Raw genomic sequence first — 23,163 nt, forward strand, 5'->3', positions numbered from 1 at the left:
TAATTACTAGACTATCATACATATGATACAAAATATAAACTGTTAATTTCAACTTAAGCACCAAATCGCTGCTAGCTTATGTTAAAAAAACATCTTTCACAGTTAAACGCTACAATTTAACTGTAAAAGATGCCTGACATATAAAAATAATTCAAATAGTGAAATCCTGTCTCACATGTGTATCATATTAGATAAACTTAAGCGCCATGACAGTTTTTATACTTCTTACCACTACCGCAAGGACATGGGTCATTTCTACCTATATGTTCATCTTTAACATAAGGCTCTGCTTTCGCTTTTTCTTTTCCATCTTCTGCTGATACATGCTCAGCTTTACCAAAATCAGTTGTCTTATCACGTTCTACGTCATCTTCAACGGAAATCACTGATTTTAGAATATATTTACTTACGTCTTCTTCAATGTTTTGCATCATAGTATCAAATAATTGGTGACCTTCATTTTGATAGTCACGTAGTGGATTTTGTTGTCCATACGAACGTAAGTGAATACCTTGACGCAATTGATCCATTGTATCGATATGGTCTGTCCAATGTGTGTCAATAGAGCGAAGTAAAATCATACGTTCAAATTCATCAAACTGACTACCAATTTTTTCTTTTTGCTCTTTTAATGCTATTTCTATTTTTGACCATACAACCTCAAAAATATCATCATTATCTTTTCCATTAATATCTTCAACTTTTAATTCGCCTTCATTCAAGAAGACGTCTTCTACATAGTTGATGAATGGTTCATAGTCTGGATCGTCATCTTCTTCATTTACATAATATTGAATACTTCTTTCTAATGTAGAGCGTAGCATTGCGTTAATTAATTCGCTACTTTCATCGCTGTCAATAATATCATTACGTTCACTATAGATAATTTCACGTTGTTTACGCAGTACATCATCATACTCAAGGACACGTTTACGAGCGTCAAAGTTATTACCTTCAACACGTTTTTGAGCTGATTCAACAGCACGAGAAACCATTTTAGATTCAATTGGTGTTGAATCATCCATACCCAATCGATTCATCATATTTTGTAAACGTTCCGAACCAAAGCGCACCATTAACTCATCTTGTAACGATAGATAGAAACGGCTATCACCTTTGTCACCTTGACGACCTGAACGACCACGTAATTGGTCATCTATACGACGTGATTCATGGCGCTCCGTACCAATTACTGCTAAACCACCAATTTCTTCAACACCATCACCTAATTTGATATCCGTACCACGGCCAGCCATGTTGGTAGCTATTGTCACTGCACCGCGTTGGCCAGCACTTGCGATAATGTCCGCTTCACGTTCGTGATTTTTCGCATTTAAGACATCATGACGTACGCCATGTTTTTTCAATAAGTTAGAAATATATTCACTTGTTTCAACGGCAACAGTCCCTAATAAGACTGGTTGACCTTGTTTGTGCTTTTGAATGACATCTTCTACAACTGCATCAAATTTACCTTTTTGACTGATATAAATTAAATCTGGCTTATCAATACGTTGTACTGGTCTGTTCGTAGGAATTTGTGTAACTGTCATATTGTAAATATTTCTAAATTCTTCTTCTTCCGTTTTTGCAGTACCTGTCATCCCAGATAATTTATTATACATTCTGAAGTAGTTTTGGAATGTAATTGAAGCCATTGTTTTGGATTCGTTTTGAATTTTCACACCTTCTTTAGCTTCAATCGCTTGGTGCAATCCTTCTGAAAAACGACGTCCAGGCATTGTACGTCCTGTAAATTGGTCAACAATCAATACTTCGCCGTTGTTCACCATATAATCTACGTCTCTTTGTAACGTAACATGCGCACGTAACGCTGTATTAATATGACTGATGATATCAACATTTTTCACGTCGTAAAGGTTATCAATTTTAAACATACGCTCTGCTTTATCAATACCTTGTTCTGTTAATTGCACAGCTTTTGTCTTTTCATCATAATTATAATCATCTTCGTTTTTAAGCATTTTAGCAAAAACATTTGCTTGCGTATAAAGTGACGTTGACTTCTCCGCCTCTCCTGAAATAATAAGCGGCGTACGTGCTTCATCAATTAAGATTGAATCTACTTCATCAATAATCGCAAAATTAAGTGGTCTCATCACGCGTTCTTCTGCATAATTCACCATGTTATCACGTAAGTAGTCAAATCCTAATTCGTTGTTGGTACTATAAGTAATATCACATGCGTAAGCTTCTCTTTTCTCTGCAGTAGTTTTACTATTTAAGTTCAAACCAACACTTAATCCAAGAAATTCATATAATTCTGCCATTTCTTCACTCTGTACACTAGATAAATATTCATTGACTGTAATAACATGTACACCGCGTCCTGTTAACGCATTTAAATAAACTGGCATTGTCGCCGTTAACGTTTTACCTTCACCAGTTCTCATTTCAGAAATGTCGCCACCATGAATGGCTATACCACCCATAACTTGTACTTTATAAGGAATCATGTTGAACACACGTTTTGACCCTTCTCTTACCAATGCAAAGGCTTCTGGTAAAATATCATCTAAAATTTTATTTTGCTTTTTAATATCGTCTTCTGCTTGAACTTGCGCTTGAAAATTTTTTGTCTTTTCTTTAATTTCTTCATCAGTTAATATCGACATATCCTCTTCTAGTGCAAGGACTTTGTCGGCTAATTTACCAAGGCGTTTTATTTCTCTTTTATTGCCATCTGCAATTTTTGATAAAAAACCCATTCTGTTCGCTCCTTTAGCTATATAACTCTTAGTTTACAACAATTTATAATATCATTTATAAGCCTAAATTTACACTTATTACGTTTATCGTGCCATCTATACTATATTTACTTACATGTTTTTGAATACAAATTATAATATTGACTCATTTAAAATATACACAACATACATGTTCACTTTCAAATTATTACATAATAACACAGCAAAAAATGAGCGTCCATGATTTCACTCAATCATGGACGCTACTACTTTTATAAATATGATACTAATTTAATTAAATTATTCAGTTGTTTCAATCAGTCCATATTTGCCATCTTTTCTTTTATAAACTATGCTCGTACCATCTGTTTCACGATCTGTAAAAATGAAGAAATCATGGCCCAATAAATCCATTTGCAATACTGCTTCTTCAGAATCCATAGGTTTTAAACTGAAATTTTTTGAACGAATAATCTCAATTTCACTAAAATTGTCATCATTTTGAAGATTTTCTGCTTCTTGTTCTTCAGGTAATGATGCAAAAGCTTCTTGTTCGTCATTTTTTCTATTTTTACGATTTACACGCGTTTTATATTTTCTAACTTGTCTTTCCAATTTGCTATTAATTAAATCAATACCAGCGTATAAATCATCATGACGTTCTTCCGCTCTTAGCGTAACATTTTTCAATGGAATAGTTACTTCTATTTTAGTTGCTGAGTTTTGGTACGTTTTAACTTTAACGTGTGCAGTTGCATTTGGCACATTGTTAAAGTAACGTTCTAATTTACCAATTTTCTCCTCAATATAGTTGCGAATCGCATCAGTAATAGTGAGGTTCTCTCCGTGAATTTCAAATCTGATCATAGTAATCGACTCCTTTAAAACCTCTATATTGGTAATAGTGCTTATTTCTATAATACCACGAATAACCTAGCGTGCAAACGTAAACACATCGAATTTTCTGATTTTTCTATCAAGTAATAGCTGTGCCGCATTATGAACCGTTAAGCCCGTAGTATAAATGTCATCGATCAATAAAATACATTTTCCTTTTAAATCCACACTTTGTTCCATTACAAAAGGATTGGGTCGTTGCATACGTTTTTCTTTACTTAATTCTGATTGTTTAATATGTGAGTGTGTGGCAAGCAGACAATAATACTTAACTTTTTGTATGTCTAATACTAGTTGTACGGGGTTAAATGTTCTTTCTTTATCTCTAAATAAAGGGGACGGTATGGGGATAATGTAATCATATTTGTAATGAGGCAATTTAACTTTTTCTGCGATTATTTCTGCGATTGCAACATCTCTTTGAAATTTATATTGTTGAATCATTTCTTTTACAATGCCGTCATATCGGTAATGACAATACAATTTATTCATTAATTTAAACTTCGAAGCTAACTCGGCACAATCCGAACATAATATTTCAGTTTCATTGCGTAACTTCAAACATGTTGCACATCGATTCGTCGTCTTTAATTTCATTACCTCCCAGAGATGATTGCAATCATCGCACAATTTTGAAGCCTTTTTGTAAAACGTAAATGCATTTAAAGGTTCTGAATAATAGATGTGACAATATAAACATTTCGCAGTCAATCTATCCACCCTCTTTTTTGTGCAAGTTGATTCATTTTCCTTATCTGATATTGAGCTTTAATCATAGATAGTGTGATCCCTTCATGCAAACAAAATACACTTCCTGTAGGTGTTTCTGCTTTTCTTCCAACTCTTCCTGATATTTGAATGATGGCACTCGTTTCAAACTGATGACTGTTTATGATTACAACATCAAGTTTTGCCATAGTAAAGCCTCTTTCTAAAATGGTAGTGGTGAAAACAACGGTATGTTCCCCGTTTCTCAAACGTTTCACCTTATCAAAACGAAATACATCATTGCTGTAGACATATGTTAAAGATGGAATTTCAGCTTTATATAACTGATACAGTTGTTTCATTAAAGTAATATTGTTAAAAAAGACTAGCGTATATCGTCGTTGATTGACTTGATGTTGTAAAAATCGTAATAATTTATATTGCTTTTTATTGGGATTGATTCTAAGGAATTTAAATTGAGGCACGGGTAAAGGATGTCTATGAAAACGTGCAGGTAATTGAATAATTTCTAAATTGCTAATTTGTTTCATTAAAGCTTTTGTTGGTGTGGCAGTCATTAATATATGACAGTGTTTTAACTTCGAGGCATGCTGCAATGCTTGTATTAACGTTGGTTCTGTAGGTAAAGGAAAGGCATCTACTTCATCTACAATTATCACATCAAAATGTTGTTTGAAACGATAGAGTTGATGAATTGTGGCGATAACAAAATGGCCATTATACTGTTGCTGTGATGATTGATGCAATACATCTATTTTTTCTTCGTGAAAAGCTGCTTTAATCCTCATGCTGACTTCTAAAACAACATCAACTCGAGGAGATACAATTGCGACATTATGACCGTGGTTCCGCGCAAATTTAATTCCTTCAAATATCATCTCAGTTTTACCTGCACCTGTGACTGCATGGAGCAATAGTGAACGAAAGCCTGCAATCGCTGATACAATTTTGTCAGATGCAAATTGTTGTTGTTCTGATAATTTGAATGGTAATTGATAATGACAAGGTGTCATTACATTCTGACTTTCTATGATATAGATTTCAGTTATATTATCCATTCTACCCATATTGATACAATTTCTACAGTAGACAATCTCCTTATCTAACACTGTTGATAGATATTTGTAAAAATGCGTTTGTCGGCGTGAGTGACATTGAGCACATGTCCAATAGCCATTATCTAATACCACACCTTTTGTTGTTTGCTTTATACGTTCATCTGTTAATAAGGATTTATCATTAATCATTCTTCCATAATATTTAATTGTATGTTTCCTCCAAACCAAAAAGCGAGTCAAAAATTAAATTTCACTTTAATTTCAAAGACCCGCCATAAAATAAATAATTTATTTGTTATTCGTACAGTAATTTAAATGCTAAACAACTCATTTGTCATATTATGGTTGGCATCAATGACTGAACGAAGTGTTGGTTTCACTATACATCTCTTGCAAAAATACTACTTTTCTTAAAAATGATAATAAGACTTTTGAATCTATAATTTAGTCTATACGAATAGATCTACCAGTGAAACCTAAGCCCATACCGCCTGGTCCTAAATGAGCTGCGACCACAGGGCCTAAATTTGAACGGTGTACTTTATATTGTGGATAGTTTTTTTGTAATTCATTGTACAGCCAGTCTGTATCCTCTTGAACATCTCCACCTATAACTAATAACGTAACCTCTTCATAATCTTTAACGATATCAATCACTTTATTGATAATTTCTTTAAGCGCACGTTTTTTAGTGCGTATTTTTTCATCTGGCAAAATTAAACCGTCTTCAAACCTTAAGACTGGTTTCATTTTTAACATCGTACCAATCCACGCTTGGGCTCCTGTAATACGACCACTTTTTTGCAAGTTTTTTAAATCGTCTACCATCAATCTCGCACCAGTGACTTCTCGCATTGCTTCAAGCTCTTTAATAATAGCGTTCGGTGTTTCATTTTGTTCAATTAATTCAATTGCTCGTAATACGAAACTCCCCATTGCCATAGCTGAAATTTTCGAATCAAACGTATGAACATTAATACCTTCAACCATTTCACCCGCTTGTGTAGCTGTTTGATAAGTACCACTGATACCTGAAGAAAGGAAAACGCCTATGACATCCGTATAGCCTTCATCACGTAATTGTTCGTATTTAGTTACAAATTCACCGATTGCCGGCTGACTTGTCGTAGGAATTGTTTTAGATGCTTTCATTCTTTCGTAGAATTCATTTGCTGAAATAGATGCATTTTCTTCAAAATTTTCACCGTTATCAAAAGTTACACTTAGTGGGGCAATATTTATATTATATTTATCAATTAATGTTTGAGATAGATAACTCGTTGAATCTGTTAATACAGCAATTTTCATCATAATCCTCCTCAATTATACTCACAACTATGATACATTATTTTATATTAAAAGAAAATTTATTTTTACATTAAACTTGAATTCAGAACCGTGTATAATAATAGATATTGATCGAAACTATGACTGGAGTGTTTAAATATGGATGAATCAATCATAACAATAAAGCAAGAACATATGATAGAAAATGTAATTAGCAAATCACGCTTTATTGCCCATATCAAACCTGTTGAATCTGAAGCAGACGCTAAAGACTTTATCAACTTGGTAAAATCAGAACATCGGGAAGCGACACATAATTGTTCAGCCTATACAGTTGGAGCACAGATGAATATTCAAAAAGCAAATGATGACGGAGAGCCAAGTGGAACTGCAGGCGTACCAATGCTTGAAATATTAAAAAAACTAGAAGTTCACAATGTTTGTGTCGTAGTTACACGTTATTTCGGTGGTATAAAATTGGGCGGCGGTGGTTTAATAAGAGCATATAGTGGTGCTGTGAGAGATGTTATTTATGAAGTAGGACGTGTTGCTTTGCGTTCAGCAATACCAACTACAATCACTATCGATTATGATCTTACAGGTAAATTTGAATATGAATTAGCACAAACATCATTCTTCTTACGAAACACAACCTACACAGACAAAGTGAGTTATCAAATAGACGTGGTAGAAGCGGAGTATGACGATTTTATTGCTTTTCTAAATAAAATCACTTCTGGTAACTATGATTTAGATGAGCAATCTATCATTAAGCTACCATTTGACATACCAACAAACTAAACCATTTCCATTTCAGTTTATGACCTTTCAAAAATGCATAACTGTCATACAATTATCAGGTAAACATAAACTTACCGCTATACATTGATGCATGTGATGAATGTATAATTTGAAAAATTAAGTATTATCAGTCGTGACTTTGTAAATCATTGTTAATCATATAAAATTAGAACCTGAGATATTCATATCTCAGGTTCTAATTAGGTAGTTTATCTATTCATCTTCTTTATGTCGCTCTTTATTTTCAATTAATTTTAAGAGCGGTCTATAATCATCATCGATTAATCCTGTAAATTCAACAATGAGTTCAATCGTAATGAGTATGAGCACAAGCATCATGAGTACACCCCATGGTTGTGATAAATACAAAATAATACTTGAAAGACTAAATAACAACGCGATTGAATATATCAGTATTACTGTTTGGCGATGTGAATAACCTAATTCTAGTAATTTATGGTGTAAATGCGATTTATCCGCTTGCATAATACGTTGCCCTTTTTTCACACGTCGTATCATAGCAAATAAAGTATCTATGAACGGTACTGCTAAAATAACAATCGGGAAGAATAAAGACACAAACGTAATATTTTTGAAACCTAAAAGCGAAAGAAAACCAACAATAAAACCAACAAGCAATGCGCCGCTATCACCTAAAAATATTTTAGCCGGATGAAAATTAAAACATAAGAAACCTAATAGCGCACCGATAAGCACACTACAGATCATTATGATAAATATATTTGCCTGTAATATTGCGATGAAACCAATAGTCATCAGAGCGATAGTTGCTACACCAGATGCCAAACCATCCAATCCATCAATTAAGTTAATCGCATTGGTAATCGCTACAATCCATATCACAGTAATCGGAACACCTAAAATACCAAAATGTATTGTCGGTCCAATCGGTAATGAGATGAAATCTATGGTTACGCCGTAGTAAACGACAACCAGTGCTGCAATCACTTGTCCTAATAATTTTAAGATTGGCGTTAAATCATAGATATCATCTATTAACCCTACTAAGTAGATTAATACTGCTCCAATGACAAGTGGCTTCACCTCTGTTTCAATTGGATGCCCTAACCAAATCCCCAATAAAAAGGAAAGTAGTATCACAGTACCTCCTAAGACAGAAGTTGGTTTTTTATGTACTTTCCTAAAATTAGGTTGGTCAACGACGCCCAATTTATGGGAAACCTTTATGACAATGGGAGTAAGTATTAAACTGACAATCATTGAAAAAATGATTAATAATAACGTATACATCAGTTCACCTTCATTAATTTAAGTCTTTATAATTTTGAATTTGAGTTTAAAGTCTCTATAAATATTCTAAATATGAAATCATATTTGGTTATGGATATACACTTGTATATTTTCAAAACATAGTTTACTTGATATATGTATCGAAAATTCTATAAACGATTCAATTAAGTCTATAATACACGATGTACTTTTAGTAATACAAATAGTAATGTAATCATTAGCAGAGTTCAACGCTGAAATTCACTTTCTTTTTTATAGAATAATCAATTTATATATTTTACAATCACTCAAATAAGTATTTTAACATGAATTTTAAACGAATGTTATTAATTTCTAAATATCAATGATGACAAAATGTAACTTTTCACTTACAATGACTAAGTGTTTATTTAAAGGAGCGTAAGAAAAATGTTTGAAGCTATTATTTATAATATTGCGGTCACTGTCGCAGGAATTTATTTATTCCACCGATTACAGTACTCTGAAAATAAGAATATGGTGTTTTCAAAAGAATACGTCACGATTTTAATGACCATTGTAGCATTATTATTATCTGTTAAACCTGTCCCTATCTTTAATGAGTATGTCCTCTATTTATCTTTTGTGCCGATTTTATTTTTAGGTAGATATACAAATATGGTTTATACAGTTTTAGCAGCGTTTATCGTATCTTTAGTTAATGTATTAATTGGTGATTATACGATTATAACTGCAATGATTTTAATTGTAATAGCCATCATTGTTGGAGCAATAGGTCCATTTTTAAAACAAAATGATATTATCTCATTACAAATACTCAACTTAATTACGCTAGTCATATTTGTCATCTTATCATTGATTAGTCCGTATTATGAATTTAAAGAAGTACTATATATGATACCGTTATCGTTCGTTTTAACCATCACTTCTTCGATTACATTCGTAGATATTTGGCATTTCTTCTCATTAGTAAATCGCTATGAGAATGAAGATAGATTTGATTATTTGACTGGTTTAGGCAATGTTAAAGAATTCGATAGACATTTGAATGAAACTACACGCATTGCAGAAGAAAATGATGAAAGCTTAGGTTTACTACTCATTGATATTGATGGTTTTAAAGATGTTAACGACATGTATTCACATGATTCAGGCGATGCTGTATTACGACAAATCGCACAATTATTAAAAAACTATGTGCCTGAACAATTTAGCATTTACCGTAATGGTGGTGAAGAGTTTTCTGTAGTATTATATGACTACACACTAGACCAATGTGTTAAGTTAAGTGAAAGTATCCGTAAAGGCGTTGAACAATCTACTTTCCATTTACCAAACAAAGAAATGATTAAATTATCAGTCTCTATTGGTGTCGGATACCTAACTAAAGATGATTATAAATCTCAACGTACCGTCTTTAAAGTTGCAGATGATATGTTGCATATGGCTAAAAATGAAGGTCGTAATCAAGTGATGTTTAACCCTATAGTTAAATTATAACTAAATAAATGTATTTTCAAAGCTTGGGATAATTTAAATTATATATCTCAAGCTTTTTAATTTATATCATGGAACGGTCTATTCAAATATGGCGAATTCAACATAATCCATAACAAATCACTTTTGAAAGTAACGTGCTTAAATCTTTAGTGTACACATGCAAATATGCTTAAGCTATAACAACTCATATGCATGACTTCAATATTTTTTATAATTAAACATATCATTTATAAATTTAAGTTTGTTACAATATAGGTGGTTAATGATAATAACAATCTGTACTGAAATAAATACTATTGAAAGTTACCTTCGTACACGGTAAACTTTCTATTGATTGATTTACGAAAAATTTAGGAGGTGCCCAGCTATGTCTGATTCGATCACTATCATTGATGAAGATAAAGTGATTGACGTTGTGCTCATCGCAGGCAGAATATTGCTTGAAAGTGGCGCTGAAACTTATCGCGTTGAAGATACGATGAATAGAATTTCAGCAAGTTTTGGCTTAGATGATACATATAGTTTTGTAACATCTACAGCGATTATATTTTCACTCAATAACCGTACAAATACAAGACTTATCCGTATACGTGAGCGTACGACTGATCTAGAAAAAATTGCATTAACAAATAGTTTATCTAGAAAGATTTCTAGTAATCAATTAAGTATAGATGAAGCAAAATCTGAACTCATACATTTACATCATGCATCACTACAGTTTTCATCTATCACTAAATTTTTTGCTGCCGCCATAGCATGTGGCTTCTTCTTATTTATGTTTGGTGGAGTTATGAATGACTTCTTTTTTGCAATTCTTGCAGGAGCTGGTGCATTTTTAACTTTTGACTTTGTTCAACGTTATATACAAATAAAGTTCTTTTCAGAATTTATTAGTGCTGCAGTTGTGATTACGATAGCAGCTTCATTTTCAAAATTAGGTATGGCAGCAAACCAAGATATTATTACCATTGCAGGTGTCATGCCATTAGTTCCTGGTATTTTAATTACAAATGCGATTCGTGACCTTATGGCAGGAGAACTCATCGCTGGTATGTCTCGCGGTGTCGAAGCGGCACTAACATCATTTGCTATTGGCGCTGGTGTTGCAATCGTATTATTAATATTTTAAAAAGGAGTGCTCAAATGGTCATTGGCTACTATGTCTTACAGTTTATTATTAGTTATTTAGCAACGATGCTATTTTCTGTTATTTTTAATGCACCTCGACGTCTCCTTTTAGCTTGTGGTTTCGTTGGTGCTATGGGATGGATTATTTATAAAGTAACCCTTGATTTAGAATTAGGCAAAGTTATGGCTTCATTTCTAGGGAGTTTTATATTAGCAATTATGAGTCATACCATGAGTAGACGTTATAAAAGACCAGTCATCATCTTTATTGTGCCTGGCATTATTCCGCTTGTCCCTGGAGGACTTGCGTATGAAGCAACACGTTACTTAGTGAGTAACCAATATACACATGCCGTCAATACATTTCTCGAAGTAACACTTATTTCGGGTGCAATTGCTTTTGGTATTCTGTGTGCAGAGATTATTTATTATATTTATACACGCATAAAACAACATATTGGTAAAATGAATGGTAAAATATATAAGAAATCATATAATATGAATAACAGAGCATAAGGGGTGTTTTTATGAAAAATGATATTATTGAACGACTTACGCGATATGTCAAAATTGATACACAATCTGATCCACTTTCAAATTCAACACCTTCCACTATAAAGCAGTGGGATTTATTGGATTTATTGAACGATGAATTAACTGATTTGGGTTTAGAAACTGATGTTGATGAAAATGGCTATTTATTTGCAACATTAGAGAGTAATGTAGACGAAGTTATCCCGACTGTCGGTTTTTTAGCACATGTTGATACTTCACCTGATTTCAATGCCACAAATGTCAATCCACAAATCATTGAGCGTTATGATGGGAAACCAATTCAGCTTGGTGATACAAATCGAGTTTTAAGCCAAGATGTCTTTCCTGCAATGAAACAAGTAGAAGGACATACTTTAATGATCACAGATGGTACTTCGCTATTAGGAGCAGATGACAAAGCTGGCGTCGTTGAAATTATGGAAGCTTTAAAACATTTGACATCGCATCCAGAAATCAAACATGGTCGTATCAGAGTAGCTTTTACACCGGATGAAGAAATCGGTAAAGGGCCACATGCATTTGATGTCGAACGTTTTAATGCTGACTTTGCATATACAATGGATGGTAGTCAATTTGGTGAGTTACAATACGAAAGTTTTAACGCTGCAGAAGCAACTGTAACTTGTCATGGTGTGAATGTTCATCCAGGTTCCGCAAAAGATGCGATGGTCAACGCTGTACTTTTAGGCCAGCAATTCAATGCACTTTTACCACAAAATGAGGTGCCTGAACGTACAGAAGGTTATGAAGGTTTTTATCATTTAATGAAATTTGATGGTGATGTTGAGAAAGCAAAGCTTTACTATATTATTCGTGATCATGATAAACATGAGTTTGATTTACGTAAAAAACGTTTAGTAGAAATTAAAAATGATATCAATAGTCATTTTGAAGATGAACCCATTGAAGTTGAAATAAACGATCAGTATTACAATATGGGAGAAAAAATCAAGCCTATGCCACATGTTATAGATATTCCTAAACGTGTCTTTGACAAATTAGATATCCCAGCTAATACTGAACCAATCCGTGGTGGTACAGATGGTTCACAACTTTCATTTATGGGAATGCCAACCCCTAACATTTTTACTGGCTGTGATAATTTCCATGGTCCTTTCGAATATGCATCTATTGATGTCATGGAAAAAGCGGTTGAGGTTATAGTTGGTATCGCCCAAGAAGTAGTAGTAACTTATCAAAATAATAAGTAATATCGGTACCATATAGAGCGCTAGCTCAGGTAATCCTTAATATTGCCGCTCAATTTATTGCGTTATTAAGGCTTATGCTTGAGCTAGCTTATGTAATCACTTTTTACTTGCCAGGGTGGAACGACGAAATCTTTTTAATATAATCAGATTTCTGTTCCATCCTCTTTTTTAAATTTATGTTTTATCATTTTGGATATGCATACATTTCTAGTCCACGTTCCCATACCTTTTGCAATGTTATGCTTGCTTAAACCTACAATGCCATCAGGTGTCATCGTTATAATGGTGCTATTTTTCATCATCTCCAAACGCTATTAAAAAAACCGTCAATTTCTATTGTAAATCTACAGAAATTGGCGGTTTTACTTGGTACAAGTTGTTCAGGGCACTTTTGCCGATGTTTAATTAGTAATTTTATCGTTCTAGCACATCTATAGACAACGATGCATACTTGTTTTATTGATTAACATCAAATTGTGTTTTCAATAACTTAATCGCTTGAACCGTATAATGTCTAATTTGAATGCCCATTTTAAAATCTGTAAAGGATTGCGGCATTTCGATAAATGTATTAAACATTGCTGTTACACCCATCGATTCAAACAAATCAAATTTATCATCAGTAGCACAAATGGCAATCGACGGTTTATTATATTTTGTAGCTAACTCAGCTAAGCGAACGGTCGTCGTTTCTAAAATTTGATCTTGTTCGTTCACACCTTCACCAAATATTATTAAATCTGCTTGTTGAATTAATGATTCTAAATGTGTAATCTGATCCACTAGTTCATGACTTGTCATAATCTCAGCATCATATAAGCCGTTTAACACTGCAGCTATACCTCCACCAGCGCCACCTCTTTGAATAGGCCCTAGTGCAATTTTCAATTCAGCTTTAAACATCTCACTTAAATACCAAATTAAATTATCTACCTCAGCCGCTTCTTGATGCGAAATTTGGTAATTTTCATATGTTTGCATAATTTCACTATTTTTACCATATAATTTACTATCAAAATCTGACATAAGTTGAATTCTCATATCTTTCAATTTTGGATTAACTTGAGAAACATCTATACGTCTAATATATTTTAGTACACGACTGCCTTGCGTAACATCGATTTCTTGCGCTTCGTCATCATAAAATTTAGCTCCGAGTGCTTGAAGCATACCAGCACCACCGTCAAAACTACCAATAGCACCTAACGAAATAATTAAATGTTCAGCACCATTTTCTATTGCATCAAGTATAATTTCACCTAAACCATAACTTGTTCTTTCTATAATTGGTCGTTGTCCTTTTAAAAATAGATTGCCTTCAATAATTGTCATGCCATTATCTGTAATACCATAAACTGCTTCTACTTCATTCATATCTGCATCATGGGCAACCACTCTGTATTTGGTACCTGATTGCCATAAAAAGACAGAATCCATCAATTCATGCCGACCATTAAACAACGGTACTTGTACGATATCCGCTTTCTCTATTTGGCTAGCAACCGCTTCTTCTACATACCGATTGGCTTGATAGCTAGATATAATACCATTAAATTCATCCATCGCTACTAATACTTTCATTTTGTCACCTCTAATATTCATATTACCTTACATTTTTCATAGCTTTATTTTTAAATTGACGCGAATACCACGCCTGATAAAATTATCAATATTCAATTACCCGTGGATTTATGACTAATTCAACTTTATATTATACATGCCAAAACACAATTTTTCACATTATAAGAAACGCTTGCTAAACCTTTTAATATAACTTAAAGCTTAACAAGCGTTTCTTTTTTAAATATTTATTTTTTTACTCTTCAGCGCCTGCCAAAGATTTCACATTAATATGATCGTGACTTGCATTCCAAATCGCTTGTCCCTTCACAAAATAAAATGCTTGTGGCGATTCATGTTTTACATTCGTTTTTTCTTCTATATAATCTGATAAAGCTCTTTCTTGTTGTACGATTAAATAATAACCATCCATATCTCTTTCATATAAAAATTTGTTAAATTGATCAATAGCATTGGCTGAAATAGGACATGTTTCACTATGCTTCAGCACAAATACATATTTATTTTCTTCTAAAACTTGCTCAAACTGGTCAATCGAACTCAGCTTTATAGCCATTCTATTCACCTCTAAAAATATTTAACACACCACATTGTATCTAAAAGTGTGAAATTCCAATGATATTCACATATCATTGTTTCCAATTATACACAATTACCTTTTTATTGTTAACAGTTTATTACAAATCTCATAACTTAATTGAATAATTTATTATTGATATTTACCTTTTATTTCGGCATACTTTTTATTAAAATCCTTATCATATTGTTTTAAATCTTTACTTTCTTTCGGTAATTGATTGATGTCTATTTTAGCTATTGCTTCACCAATTTCAATTGTCTCTTCTCTTGTTTCATAGTAATTTTGTAAGCTGTAGTACATCTCAATCGTATTTTTACGCGCATCATTCACATAACCATCTGTAATTTCTGCCTTGTTTAAGTCTTTAATTTGTTTTTTTATTAATGGCATAATTTGATTTTCAATGGCTTGTTGCTCTGATTTAGCACTTCTAGCATTTGATTCTTTTTCCGCTGTATTTTTTAAATCTTTATTATTTTGTTCTAATTTCTCTTTAAAGCCTTTAACACTTTCACCTGCATTATTAGCTTTTTTCATATTTTCTTCTACTTGTGATCTATTTTTTTCAAAAAGTTTTGTATAATCTAAAATATCTTCATTTGCTTTAACTGACTGATTGTATAAATCAACAAATGTTTTAAGTTCATCAATCGCAGCTTTTTTCTTTTTGATTGATGTCAAATATTTAGATTTTAATTCCTTCGTTTCTTCGGACTGTGCTGGCAGATTTTTTGTAGCTTTCTCATATGCTTCAAATTTAGGTGTTAACCTGCTATTCAAATTGTTTTGCAATTGATTAAATTCTTTTTTGTTTTTATCAGTCATATCTGTTTTACTTAAATCATTAATGTTTTCTAAATCAATAGAATCCATTTCTTTATTGAACGCCTTTTCTTTTTGCTTTACATCATTTAAAGTGCTATCGAAATCTTTAAATTCGTTGGCACCTTCATGTCCGCAAGCAACAATTACGACAGCAAAACAAACTAATAAAACAAAGCACATTAATTTTTTCATTTCTGCACTCCTTATCATTACGTATTATACAGAAACTTATTTAACTTGAAAATAATATATGATATATTATTCCAGAATTTATAGTTTAACAATTTATTTTGATCATTTAAAGGAGTGATTTATTTCAATGTATTCGGATGTTCAACCTTTTATCAAAGAAGATGTTCAGCAAACTTTTATTAAACAATATAAGATGCTACTTCATAAATTATTGACCCTTTTAGATACACCAGTAAAAACAACACATCATATTGGAGGGACTAGCCACTTCAACTACCCTACTGAACCTATTTTAGATGTATTAGTAGGGGTCGATGATTTACATGATATCACTGCTTTAGATGAAAAAAGACTAAATTATCAAGGTTTTTATAGACTTCATCATCCATATCACAAAAAAGTAGTTATGGCTCAATTTAATAATCTCATTGATTTAAAACAAATTGCTCGATTACATATTGTTCAAATAGACTCACAACTTTATAATGATTATCTGAAGACAAATTATTACTTAACAATCAATGCAACTTCAGCAACTCACTTCGGAAAACAAAAGTACAATTTAGCAACTGATACAGCGCCAATTCGTGAATACGAAAATCAGAAACAATTACTTTTTAAACAACTACTCCGTGAAATTAATAAAGATTTATCGAACACACATCACTAACGTTTAATCATTAAAAGAATAAATAAACTGAATCGTTTTCAATAAAGCGATACACTGTTTAGCAAACAAGTTAAATCATTGGTATAATATATAAATGAATTCAACAGGAAAGGATGTTCTATAATTGCATAAAGATGACATCTTAAAAGAATTAGAAGCAATAGTTCCAAAAGATATTATAAAAGTTGACGAACCACTAAAACGCTATACATACACTGAAACGGGTGGTCAAGCAGATTATTACTTATCTCCAACGCAAAATGAGCATGTACAAGCTATCGTCCATTTTGCTTACACAAACGATATCCCCGTCACATATTTAGGGAATGGTTCAAACATTATTATCCGAGAGGGTGGAATTAGAGGCATTGTCATCAGTTTACTTCAGTTAGATTATATTGATGTTTCAGATGATGCAATCATCTCAGGAAGTGGTGCTGCAATTATTGATGTATCACGTACTGCACGAGACAATGCACTAACTGGATTAGAGTTTGCCTGTGGTATCCCAGGGTCAATTGGCGGTGCTGTATTTATGAATGCGGGGGCTTATGGTGGTGAAGTCAAAGATTGTATCGATTATGCCCTTTGCGTTAATGAAAAAGGAGACTTAATCACACTGACAAACAAAGAGCTTGAGTTAGATTATCGTAATAGTATCGTTCAAAAAGAACACTTAGTTGTATTAGAAGCTGCATTTACATTAACGCCTGGCAATCTACAAGATATCCAAGAGAAAATGGATGATTTGACTGAAAGAAGGGAAACAAAACAGCCACTAGAATATCCATCTTGTGGCAGCGTCTTTCAACGACCACCAGGCCATTTTGCTGGTAAATTAATACAAGATTCAAATCTACAAGGCTATCGTATAGGTGGCGTAGAAGTATCAAAGAAACATGCAGGTTTTATGGTAAACGTAGATAAAGGTACTGCAACTGATTACGAAGATTTAATACATCACGTACAAAAAACAGTTAAAGCTAAATTTGATGTTGAACTTCATCCAGAAGTTAGAATCATCGGTGAGCATCCTATTGAACGTTAGGAGTGTTATAAGATGCCAAAAATATATGGTGCAACTGTAGATAGCGAGACACGTTGTACACACTACCATACACCATTAGATGTAATAGCAATTAAATTCAAATGCTGTAATAAATATTATCCATGTTATAAATGTCATAATGAAGACACCTCTCATCCAATACAAAGATGGGAAACTGAAGCGTTTAATACAAAAGCTATTTTATGTGGTGTATGTAAACATGAAATGACAATCAATGCATATATGTTGATTGAAGCTTGTCCAAACTGTGATGCCCATTTTAATAATCGCTGTAAATATCATTACAGCACGTACTTTTCTATATAATTGGCGTTTAACAATAAGAGCGAGACAGAAATTTATTTTTCTAATTTCTGTCTCGCTCTTTGATATATTCAAATATCGTAAATCCATTTTAAACATAGTAAAGGCACGTTCTCTCAAACACTATCTTCTTATTGAATGTTTATTTTGTCCTTTACAAATTGTACAAACGCTTCTGCATCACCTTTTTGTATATCTTTCATCGGCATTGGTCCAATATTAAATGTGAAATGAATGCGACCGTCTTCGTATGTAATTTTCTCTACTTCATCATAACCTATACTTCTATAATAGAATTCCCCATTCATATCTACATTTAAAATAATGCGTTCGTTTGTAGCAATAAACGCACCTTCAAATTCTGTAGAACCTTGTACAGAATACTCTATCGTACCCAATACACTGGGACCTTTCTTTTCTGTTGGAAATAAATCATTTGGGTTCACATTATCTAAAATCATTTTTATGTCACCTTCTTTTACTATTTTTATTCATTATACAAGTTTTCAACTCAATTTATTACTTAAGTGCTCAATGTCATTTTAGTACTGAGCCAAACAAAAAACAATTGAGACTAATCAAGCGCATCCCTGTCACATTTATTAACAACCGGTAAGCAAGACTATACCATATTAAAAAAGCAGTGAATTCACGTTTAAAGTGATTTTCACTGCTTTTAGTATACGTTATTAAGACAATCCCCACTTATGCCTATTACTATTTTTTATCTATTGCTTTCTCAACTTCTTCAATTTGTTTAATTGCAGTTGTTGTTGAACCACTTGAGAAGTACCAAAGTTTTGGATCCAATTCATATACTTTATTATGTTTAATCGCATCAACATCTTTGATGACATCATTGCTCAATGCTTTTTTAGCAGTAGATTTACCTGCTACAGCTTGTCCGCGGTCCATCGCAAAAATAATACCAGGATTTTTTTCTGCAACATATTCATTTGTAACATTTTGTCCATGATTACTTTCTTTAATTTCTTTATCTGCTGGTGTAAAGCCCATTGTATTAAATATCATAGAACCAAAACGTTCACCTGGACCAAATGTTGATAATTCACCTTCATTTACTAATAAATATAACGCTTTTTGATCTTTTAAATCTTTTGTTTTTTCTTTTATACCTGCGATCTTATCGTCTAATTTTTTATTAAGAGACTTAACTTCATCTTCTTTTTGATAAATTTTACCTATTTTTTCAGCGTTTGCTTTAAGCGACTTAACTTCATCTTTATTATCTACGCCTATGTAAACAACTTTAGCATCTGGTGCTGCTTTTTTAAATTCATCCAAGTTTTTTTGGTTAGCTGTACGTCCAGATATGAATATTACCTCAGGTTTTGCTTCTGCAACTTTGTCAAAATTCACTTCTTTCAAACTACCAGTATTTAAATATTTATCACTTTTAAATTCACTTAAGAAATCTGGTAATGATTTAGCATCTTCACCTTTAGGAAGTGCTTTAACTTTATCTTCAAGTCCTAACTCTTTTAATGTATCTAATGCACCATAATCAAAGACAACTGCATTTTTAGGATTTACTGGAACATCAACTGATTCTTTTACAGATTTTGCGTCACTGCCATCACGCTTTTCGCCATTAGCTTTATAATTATTTTCTATCTTAACTGTTTTATTTGATTCATTATTATCTGATTTTGTGTCAGATGACTTTTTGTCGTCTGAACCTCCATTATTACATGCTACTAATAAAAACATTAAACCTATAACCATAAATAAAGCAAATTTCTTCATATGTTTAATCCTCCTGGAATAATAAAGTTAATCACCATTTCAATATGCCTTTTAAAATGAACAACGTTGCAGTTGCATCACTCCCTTCATTAACAACCATTTCATTTTAGACTGATTGTAATATCGATAGTTCATACTCTGCTGTTTCTTCATCAAAATATACACAAATACGTTGTCCGCGAATGTCTTCAATTTTAACGTCCATATCATATAGTGTCTTAAGCGTATCTTCTTGTATAACTTCATCTTTAGTACTTGCTTTGACCATTTCTCCATCTTTCAATGCAATGATGTCATCTGAATAGCACGAAGCAAAATTAATATCATGAATGACAACAACAATAGTTTTATTGAGGGATTTAGCGAGTTGACGTAATGTTTTCATAATTTGAACTGAATGTTTCATGTCTAAATTATTTAATGGTTCATCAAGCAAAATATACTCTGTGTCCTGTGCTATCGTCATAGCTACGTATGCACGTTGTCGTTGACCACCTGACAATGTTTTTAAGTAACGATGTCTAATTTCTTTAAGATTCAATAACTCAAGTGCATACTCAACTTGCGCTCGATCCGCCTCATTTAAGCGTCCTTTCGAATATGGAAATCTTCCAAAATTAACAAGTTGCTCCACAGTAATATTTAACTCAGTATGATTGGCCTGTTTCAAAATAGATAATTTTTTAGATAACTCATTACTTTTATATTCAGATATAGCTTTCCCCTCAATCTCAATAGTTCCTTTATCGAAATCAATCAAGCGTGTGACTGCTGATAATAAGGTACTCTTACCAGCGCCGTTTGGACCTATCATTGAAGTTAAACGCCCTTTACTGATTTCTACATTAATGTCATTTAAAATCGTTTTATCTTGAATCGTTTTAGTCAATCCTTGAACACGTATCAATTCGCATGTCTCCTTTTAATTAATAGATAGATAAAGTACGTTCCACCTACTAAGTCTATAATGATACTCACTTGCGTCGTCGCTTCAAATAAATTTTCCACTACACTCTGTGCAATAAATAAACTCAACCAACTTAAACAAATCGTTGCCGGTAATATATATTTATGTTCATAGGTTTTCATCAATTCGTGTGCTAGATTAACTGTTAACAATCCTAAAAATGTAATTGGACCTACCAATGAAGTAGAGATGGATACTAATATCGCAACAAGTATAAGTAATAATCTTGTAATCATTTTATAAGATAAACCTAAATTAATTGCTTGGTCTTTGCCTAATAAAAGTACATCTAAATATGGTATCGCAATCACTGTAATAAGGATTAATATCATTAATATAACTCCGCACAGCATCACCAATTTACTATTGGAAGCATCAAAATTGGCAAACATTGAACTCTGAACTGCCAAAAAGTCTTCAGGATTAATAATCAGTTCTAAAAATCCAGTGATACTTCTGAAGAAAGTGCCTAAAATAACTCCTATGAGTAAAATAAAGTATATTGACACATCACCAATTCTAAAGATGCCTTGAAATAGTAATAGTGAAAATACAACCATTACTAACAGTGAAGTAGCAAAACTTAAATATATATTAGTAACAAATGCAGACTGTACACCAAACACAAATACTAGCAATACTTTCACAAACATATATACAGCATCAAGTCCCATAATCGATGGTGTTAACAAACGATTTGTTGTAATTGCCTGAAAAATGACTACTGAAGCTGCAATTGCTCCACCTACCAATAGCATAAGCACTAATTTTCTAAAACGGCTGATAAACTGGTATCTAAAAATTTCGAAATCAATACCGATGAAAAGATAAATTAAAGCAACACATAAAGTGATAGCGATTAATATCATTAACTTTGATTTAGCACTAATCTGCATAATTATGTCTTCCTTTCATCAATAAGATTAAGAAAATAATCGTGCCAAAGACACCAATTGTTAAACCAATATTTATTTCATATGGATAGACAATAATCCTACCAATTATGTCAGAAAACATAACAAATACTGCCCCTAACATTGCTGTATGAGGCAATGCTTGTTTTAAATGATCACCTCTAAAAATTGACACAATATTCGGAACAATGAGGCCTAAAAATGGTAATGTCCCCACTGTAACAACTACAAGCGCTGTTATAGTTGCAGTGATAAATAAACCAATATTTATTATTTTTTCATAGTTAACGCCTAAGTTATTACTAAAATCTTTCCCCATCCCTGCAATCGTGAAATGATTAGCAAATATATATGTAAGTATTAATAAAGGAATGCTTAAGTATAATATTTCATATCTACCACTCGTAATGATAGCAAAATTTCCGTTAAGCCAGTTGCCTACACTTTGTACAGTATTCGTTCTTAAAGCAAGAAATGTCGCTAAGCTAGACACAATACCACCAAGCATAATACCTAAAAGTGGAATAAAAATAACATCTGTGAATCGTATGTACTGTACTAATTTAACAAATAAGAATGTGCCACCGATGCTTAATATTACTGCAAATATTAATTTAATAATAATATTCTCTTGTGGAAAAAATATCATTGATATTAAAATACCTAACTTGGCCCATTCCATTGTCCCTGCTGTCGTTGGACTCACAAATTTATTTTGCATCATCTGCTGCATAATAAGTCCAGAAAGCGCTAAAGTACTGCCAGAGATTAAGATACTTATAGTTCTGGGGATCCTACTAGACACGATGATATTTATTTGTTCATGCGTTAAATGAAAAATATCAGTAATCGATACTTTACTAACGCCTATAAATAAAGAAAGGATAGTTAAAAAGAATAAAATAATAGCTAAGACAACGCCATTTAGTAAAAATTTCATAGTGAGTAATTAATCCTTTCATAAACGCTATATCGTATTGAATGTGATAATCATTATCAATACCTATAAATTAAATTTTATCATCTTTGCAAGTAAATTCAATAGCAATAATAGAGATTATCAAAACAATTCTCCATTTATGTCAAAAATATCTAAATTAGAAACTAAGACATTTAATCAAGTACTTTCATTTTATGCTCAAGTATTTATAGAAATTTTTGTCGTTTCAT

General features: G+C 32.4%; 23 protein-coding genes. 8 read left to right on the plus strand and 15 right to left on the minus strand.

The window, feature by feature from the left end:
• Nucleotides 1-197: 197 nt before the first annotated feature.
• The 5 genes from secA to fakB1 form a co-directional block, all read right to left on the minus strand.
• Complete coding sequence (gene secA, locus KA814_RS03080; protein ID WP_046207429.1) at nucleotides 198-2,729, minus strand: preprotein translocase subunit SecA; 2,532 nt, start codon at nucleotides 2,727-2,729, stop codon at nucleotides 198-200.
• A gap of 279 nt (nucleotides 2,730-3,008) precedes the next feature.
• Nucleotides 3,009-3,575 (minus strand): ribosome hibernation-promoting factor, HPF/YfiA family, encoded by a 567-nt coding sequence (gene hpf, locus KA814_RS03085; RefSeq protein WP_064209504.1) that lies wholly within the window; start codon nucleotides 3,573-3,575, stop codon nucleotides 3,009-3,011.
• A 66-nt stretch (nucleotides 3,576-3,641) separates the two neighbouring features.
• Complete coding sequence (locus KA814_RS03090; protein WP_225309934.1) at nucleotides 3,642-4,202, minus strand: ComF family protein; 561 nt, start codon at nucleotides 4,200-4,202, stop codon at nucleotides 3,642-3,644.
• Nucleotides 4,203-4,312: 110 nt separating this feature from the next.
• Nucleotides 4,313-5,581 (minus strand): DEAD/DEAH box helicase family protein, encoded by a 1,269-nt coding sequence (locus tag KA814_RS03095; RefSeq protein ID WP_064209506.1) that lies wholly within the window; start codon nucleotides 5,579-5,581, stop codon nucleotides 4,313-4,315.
• A 255-nt stretch (nucleotides 5,582-5,836) separates the two neighbouring features.
• Entirely contained in the window at nucleotides 5,837-6,700 is an 864-nt protein-coding gene (gene fakB1 / locus KA814_RS03100; protein WP_064209507.1) for a fatty acid kinase binding subunit FakB1, read from the minus strand.
• Between the two features lie 138 nt (nucleotides 6,701-6,838).
• Between fakB1 and KA814_RS03105 the strand changes: the two genes are divergently transcribed.
• On the plus strand, nucleotides 6,839-7,480 hold the full coding sequence (locus KA814_RS03105; RefSeq protein WP_064209508.1) for a YigZ family protein: 642 nt from the start codon (nucleotides 6,839-6,841) through the stop codon (nucleotides 7,478-7,480).
• 213 nt (nucleotides 7,481-7,693) lie between these two features.
• On the opposite strand, the gene KA814_RS03110 is transcribed toward KA814_RS03105, so the two are convergent.
• On the minus strand, nucleotides 7,694-8,752 hold the full coding sequence (locus KA814_RS03110) for a glycosyltransferase family 4 protein (RefSeq protein ID WP_070039105.1): 1,059 nt from the start codon (nucleotides 8,750-8,752) through the stop codon (nucleotides 7,694-7,696).
• Nucleotides 8,753-9,160: 408 nt separating this feature from the next.
• On the opposite strand from KA814_RS03110, the gene gdpS reads away from it, so the two are divergent.
• The 4 genes from gdpS to pepT all read left to right on the plus strand — a co-directional run bounded on the left by gdpS (nucleotide 9,161) and on the right by pepT (nucleotide 13,125).
• Complete coding sequence (gene gdpS, locus KA814_RS03115; protein WP_046207422.1) at nucleotides 9,161-10,231, plus strand: GGDEF domain-containing protein GdpS; 1,071 nt, start codon at nucleotides 9,161-9,163, stop codon at nucleotides 10,229-10,231.
• Between the two features lie 367 nt (nucleotides 10,232-10,598).
• The gene (locus tag KA814_RS03120) at nucleotides 10,599-11,360 is read left to right on the plus strand and encodes a threonine/serine exporter family protein (protein ID WP_046207421.1); all 762 of its coding nucleotides are present in this window, start codon (nucleotides 10,599-10,601) and stop codon (nucleotides 11,358-11,360) included.
• Nucleotides 11,361-11,374: 14 nt separating this feature from the next.
• A complete protein-coding gene (locus KA814_RS03125; protein WP_046207420.1) occupies nucleotides 11,375-11,875 on the plus strand; it encodes a threonine/serine exporter family protein in 501 nt (166 codons plus the stop codon).
• Between the two features lie 11 nt (nucleotides 11,876-11,886).
• Entirely contained in the window at nucleotides 11,887-13,125 is a 1,239-nt protein-coding gene (gene pepT / locus KA814_RS03130; protein ID WP_064209510.1) for a peptidase T, read from the plus strand.
• 143 nt (nucleotides 13,126-13,268) lie between these two features.
• Here pepT and KA814_RS03135 read toward each other — a convergent pair whose 3' ends face one another.
• The 4 genes from KA814_RS03135 to KA814_RS03150 all read right to left on the minus strand — a co-directional run bounded on the left by KA814_RS03135 (nucleotide 13,269) and on the right by KA814_RS03150 (nucleotide 16,303).
• Nucleotides 13,269-13,424: a hypothetical protein gene (locus KA814_RS03135; protein ID WP_157947933.1), complete on the minus strand. Its 156-nt coding sequence runs from the start codon at nucleotides 13,422-13,424 to the stop codon at nucleotides 13,269-13,271.
• A gap of 157 nt (nucleotides 13,425-13,581) precedes the next feature.
• Nucleotides 13,582-14,706, minus strand: a complete 1,125-nt coding sequence (locus KA814_RS03140) for a glycerate kinase (RefSeq protein ID WP_064209511.1) — start codon at nucleotides 14,704-14,706, stop codon at nucleotides 13,582-13,584.
• Nucleotides 14,707-14,941: 235 nt separating this feature from the next.
• Nucleotides 14,942-15,262 carry a bacillithiol system redox-active protein YtxJ gene (ytxJ, locus tag KA814_RS03145; RefSeq protein WP_019469507.1) on the minus strand — a complete coding sequence of 107 codons (321 nt, stop codon included), beginning with the start codon at nucleotides 15,260-15,262 and terminating at the stop codon, nucleotides 14,942-14,944.
• A 153-nt stretch (nucleotides 15,263-15,415) separates the two neighbouring features.
• Nucleotides 15,416-16,303 (minus strand): EMYY motif lipoprotein, encoded by an 888-nt coding sequence (locus KA814_RS03150; protein WP_046207417.1) that lies wholly within the window; start codon nucleotides 16,301-16,303, stop codon nucleotides 15,416-15,418.
• 127 nt (nucleotides 16,304-16,430) lie between these two features.
• On the opposite strand from KA814_RS03150, the gene KA814_RS03155 reads away from it, so the two are divergent.
• The 3 genes from KA814_RS03155 (at nucleotide 16,431) to KA814_RS03165 (ending at nucleotide 18,348) form a co-directional block, all read left to right on the plus strand.
• Entirely contained in the window at nucleotides 16,431-16,973 is a 543-nt protein-coding gene (locus tag KA814_RS03155) for a GrpB family protein (RefSeq protein WP_064209513.1), read from the plus strand.
• Between the two features lie 124 nt (nucleotides 16,974-17,097).
• A complete protein-coding gene (gene murB / locus KA814_RS03160; protein WP_064209514.1) occupies nucleotides 17,098-18,021 on the plus strand; it encodes a UDP-N-acetylmuramate dehydrogenase in 924 nt (307 codons plus the stop codon).
• A 12-nt stretch (nucleotides 18,022-18,033) separates the two neighbouring features.
• Nucleotides 18,034-18,348, plus strand: a complete 315-nt coding sequence (locus tag KA814_RS03165) for a CHY zinc finger protein (protein ID WP_046207414.1) — start codon at nucleotides 18,034-18,036, stop codon at nucleotides 18,346-18,348.
• Nucleotides 18,349-18,476: 128 nt separating this feature from the next.
• On the opposite strand, the gene KA814_RS03170 is transcribed toward KA814_RS03165, so the two are convergent.
• From KA814_RS03170 to KA814_RS03190, 5 genes are all read right to left on the minus strand, one after another.
• A complete protein-coding gene (locus KA814_RS03170) occupies nucleotides 18,477-18,806 on the minus strand; it encodes a PH domain-containing protein (protein WP_046207413.1) in 330 nt (109 codons plus the stop codon).
• Nucleotides 18,807-19,062: 256 nt separating this feature from the next.
• Nucleotides 19,063-20,112 carry a ferrated catecholamine ABC transporter substrate-binding lipoprotein SstD gene (locus KA814_RS03175; RefSeq protein ID WP_046207412.1) on the minus strand — a complete coding sequence of 350 codons (1,050 nt, stop codon included), beginning with the start codon at nucleotides 20,110-20,112 and terminating at the stop codon, nucleotides 19,063-19,065.
• A 106-nt stretch (nucleotides 20,113-20,218) separates the two neighbouring features.
• Entirely contained in the window at nucleotides 20,219-21,019 is an 801-nt protein-coding gene (locus tag KA814_RS03180) for an iron ABC transporter ATP-binding protein (protein ID WP_064209515.1), read from the minus strand.
• Complete coding sequence (locus tag KA814_RS03185) at nucleotides 21,016-21,975, minus strand: iron chelate uptake ABC transporter family permease subunit (protein WP_064209516.1); 960 nt, start codon at nucleotides 21,973-21,975, stop codon at nucleotides 21,016-21,018. Before KA814_RS03185 ends, KA814_RS03180 begins: the two co-directional genes overlap by 4 nt.
• Nucleotides 21,965-22,933, minus strand: a complete 969-nt coding sequence (locus tag KA814_RS03190) for an ABC transporter permease (protein WP_046207409.1) — start codon at nucleotides 22,931-22,933, stop codon at nucleotides 21,965-21,967. The genes KA814_RS03185 and KA814_RS03190 overlap by 11 nt, the downstream gene beginning before the upstream one ends.
• Between the last annotated feature and the right edge of the window lie 230 nt (nucleotides 22,934-23,163).

Source organism: Staphylococcus sp. GDY8P196P (assembly GCF_017891705.1).
In the GTDB taxonomy this organism is placed as follows: Bacteria; Bacillota; Bacilli; order Staphylococcales; family Staphylococcaceae; genus Staphylococcus; species Staphylococcus ureilyticus.

Bases quoted from the DNA above. Each gene is read 5' to 3' on its own strand.
- secA (WP_046207429.1), bottom strand. From the start codon at position 2,729: ATGGGTTTTTTATCAAAAATTGCAGATGGCAATAAAAGAGAAATAAAA.
- hpf (WP_064209504.1), bottom strand. From the start codon at position 3,575: ATGATCAGATTTGAAATTCACGGAGAGAACCTCACTATTACTGATGCG.
- KA814_RS03090 (WP_225309934.1), bottom strand. From the start codon at position 4,202: ATGAAATTAAAGACGACGAATCGATGTGCAACATGTTTGAAGTTACGC.
- KA814_RS03095 (WP_064209506.1), bottom strand. From the start codon at position 5,581: ATGATTAATGATAAATCCTTATTAACAGATGAACGTATAAAGCAAACA.
- fakB1 (WP_064209507.1), bottom strand. From the start codon at position 6,700: ATGAAAATTGCTGTATTAACAGATTCAACGAGTTATCTATCTCAAACA.
- KA814_RS03105 (WP_064209508.1), top strand. From the start codon at position 6,839: ATGGATGAATCAATCATAACAATAAAGCAAGAACATATGATAGAAAAT.
- KA814_RS03110 (WP_070039105.1), bottom strand. From the start codon at position 8,752: ATGTATACGTTATTATTAATCATTTTTTCAATGATTGTCAGTTTAATA.
- gdpS (WP_046207422.1), top strand. From the start codon at position 9,161: ATGTTTGAAGCTATTATTTATAATATTGCGGTCACTGTCGCAGGAATT.
- KA814_RS03120 (WP_046207421.1), top strand. From the start codon at position 10,599: ATGTCTGATTCGATCACTATCATTGATGAAGATAAAGTGATTGACGTT.
- KA814_RS03125 (WP_046207420.1), top strand. From the start codon at position 11,375: ATGGTCATTGGCTACTATGTCTTACAGTTTATTATTAGTTATTTAGCA.
- pepT (WP_064209510.1), top strand. From the start codon at position 11,887: ATGAAAAATGATATTATTGAACGACTTACGCGATATGTCAAAATTGAT.
- KA814_RS03135 (WP_157947933.1), bottom strand. From the start codon at position 13,424: ATGAAAAATAGCACCATTATAACGATGACACCTGATGGCATTGTAGGT.
- KA814_RS03140 (WP_064209511.1), bottom strand. From the start codon at position 14,706: ATGAAAGTATTAGTAGCGATGGATGAATTTAATGGTATTATATCTAGC.
- ytxJ (WP_019469507.1), bottom strand. From the start codon at position 15,262: ATGGCTATAAAGCTGAGTTCGATTGACCAGTTTGAGCAAGTTTTAGAA.
- KA814_RS03150 (WP_046207417.1), bottom strand. From the start codon at position 16,303: ATGAAAAAATTAATGTGCTTTGTTTTATTAGTTTGTTTTGCTGTCGTA.
- KA814_RS03155 (WP_064209513.1), top strand. From the start codon at position 16,431: ATGTATTCGGATGTTCAACCTTTTATCAAAGAAGATGTTCAGCAAACT.
- KA814_RS03165 (WP_046207414.1), top strand. From the start codon at position 18,034: ATGCCAAAAATATATGGTGCAACTGTAGATAGCGAGACACGTTGTACA.
- KA814_RS03170 (WP_046207413.1), bottom strand. From the start codon at position 18,806: ATGATTTTAGATAATGTGAACCCAAATGATTTATTTCCAACAGAAAAG.
- KA814_RS03175 (WP_046207412.1), bottom strand. From the start codon at position 20,112: ATGAAGAAATTTGCTTTATTTATGGTTATAGGTTTAATGTTTTTATTA.
- KA814_RS03185 (WP_064209516.1), bottom strand. From the start codon at position 21,975: ATGCAGATTAGTGCTAAATCAAAGTTAATGATATTAATCGCTATCACT.
- KA814_RS03190 (WP_046207409.1), bottom strand. From the start codon at position 22,933: ATGAAATTTTTACTAAATGGCGTTGTCTTAGCTATTATTTTATTCTTT.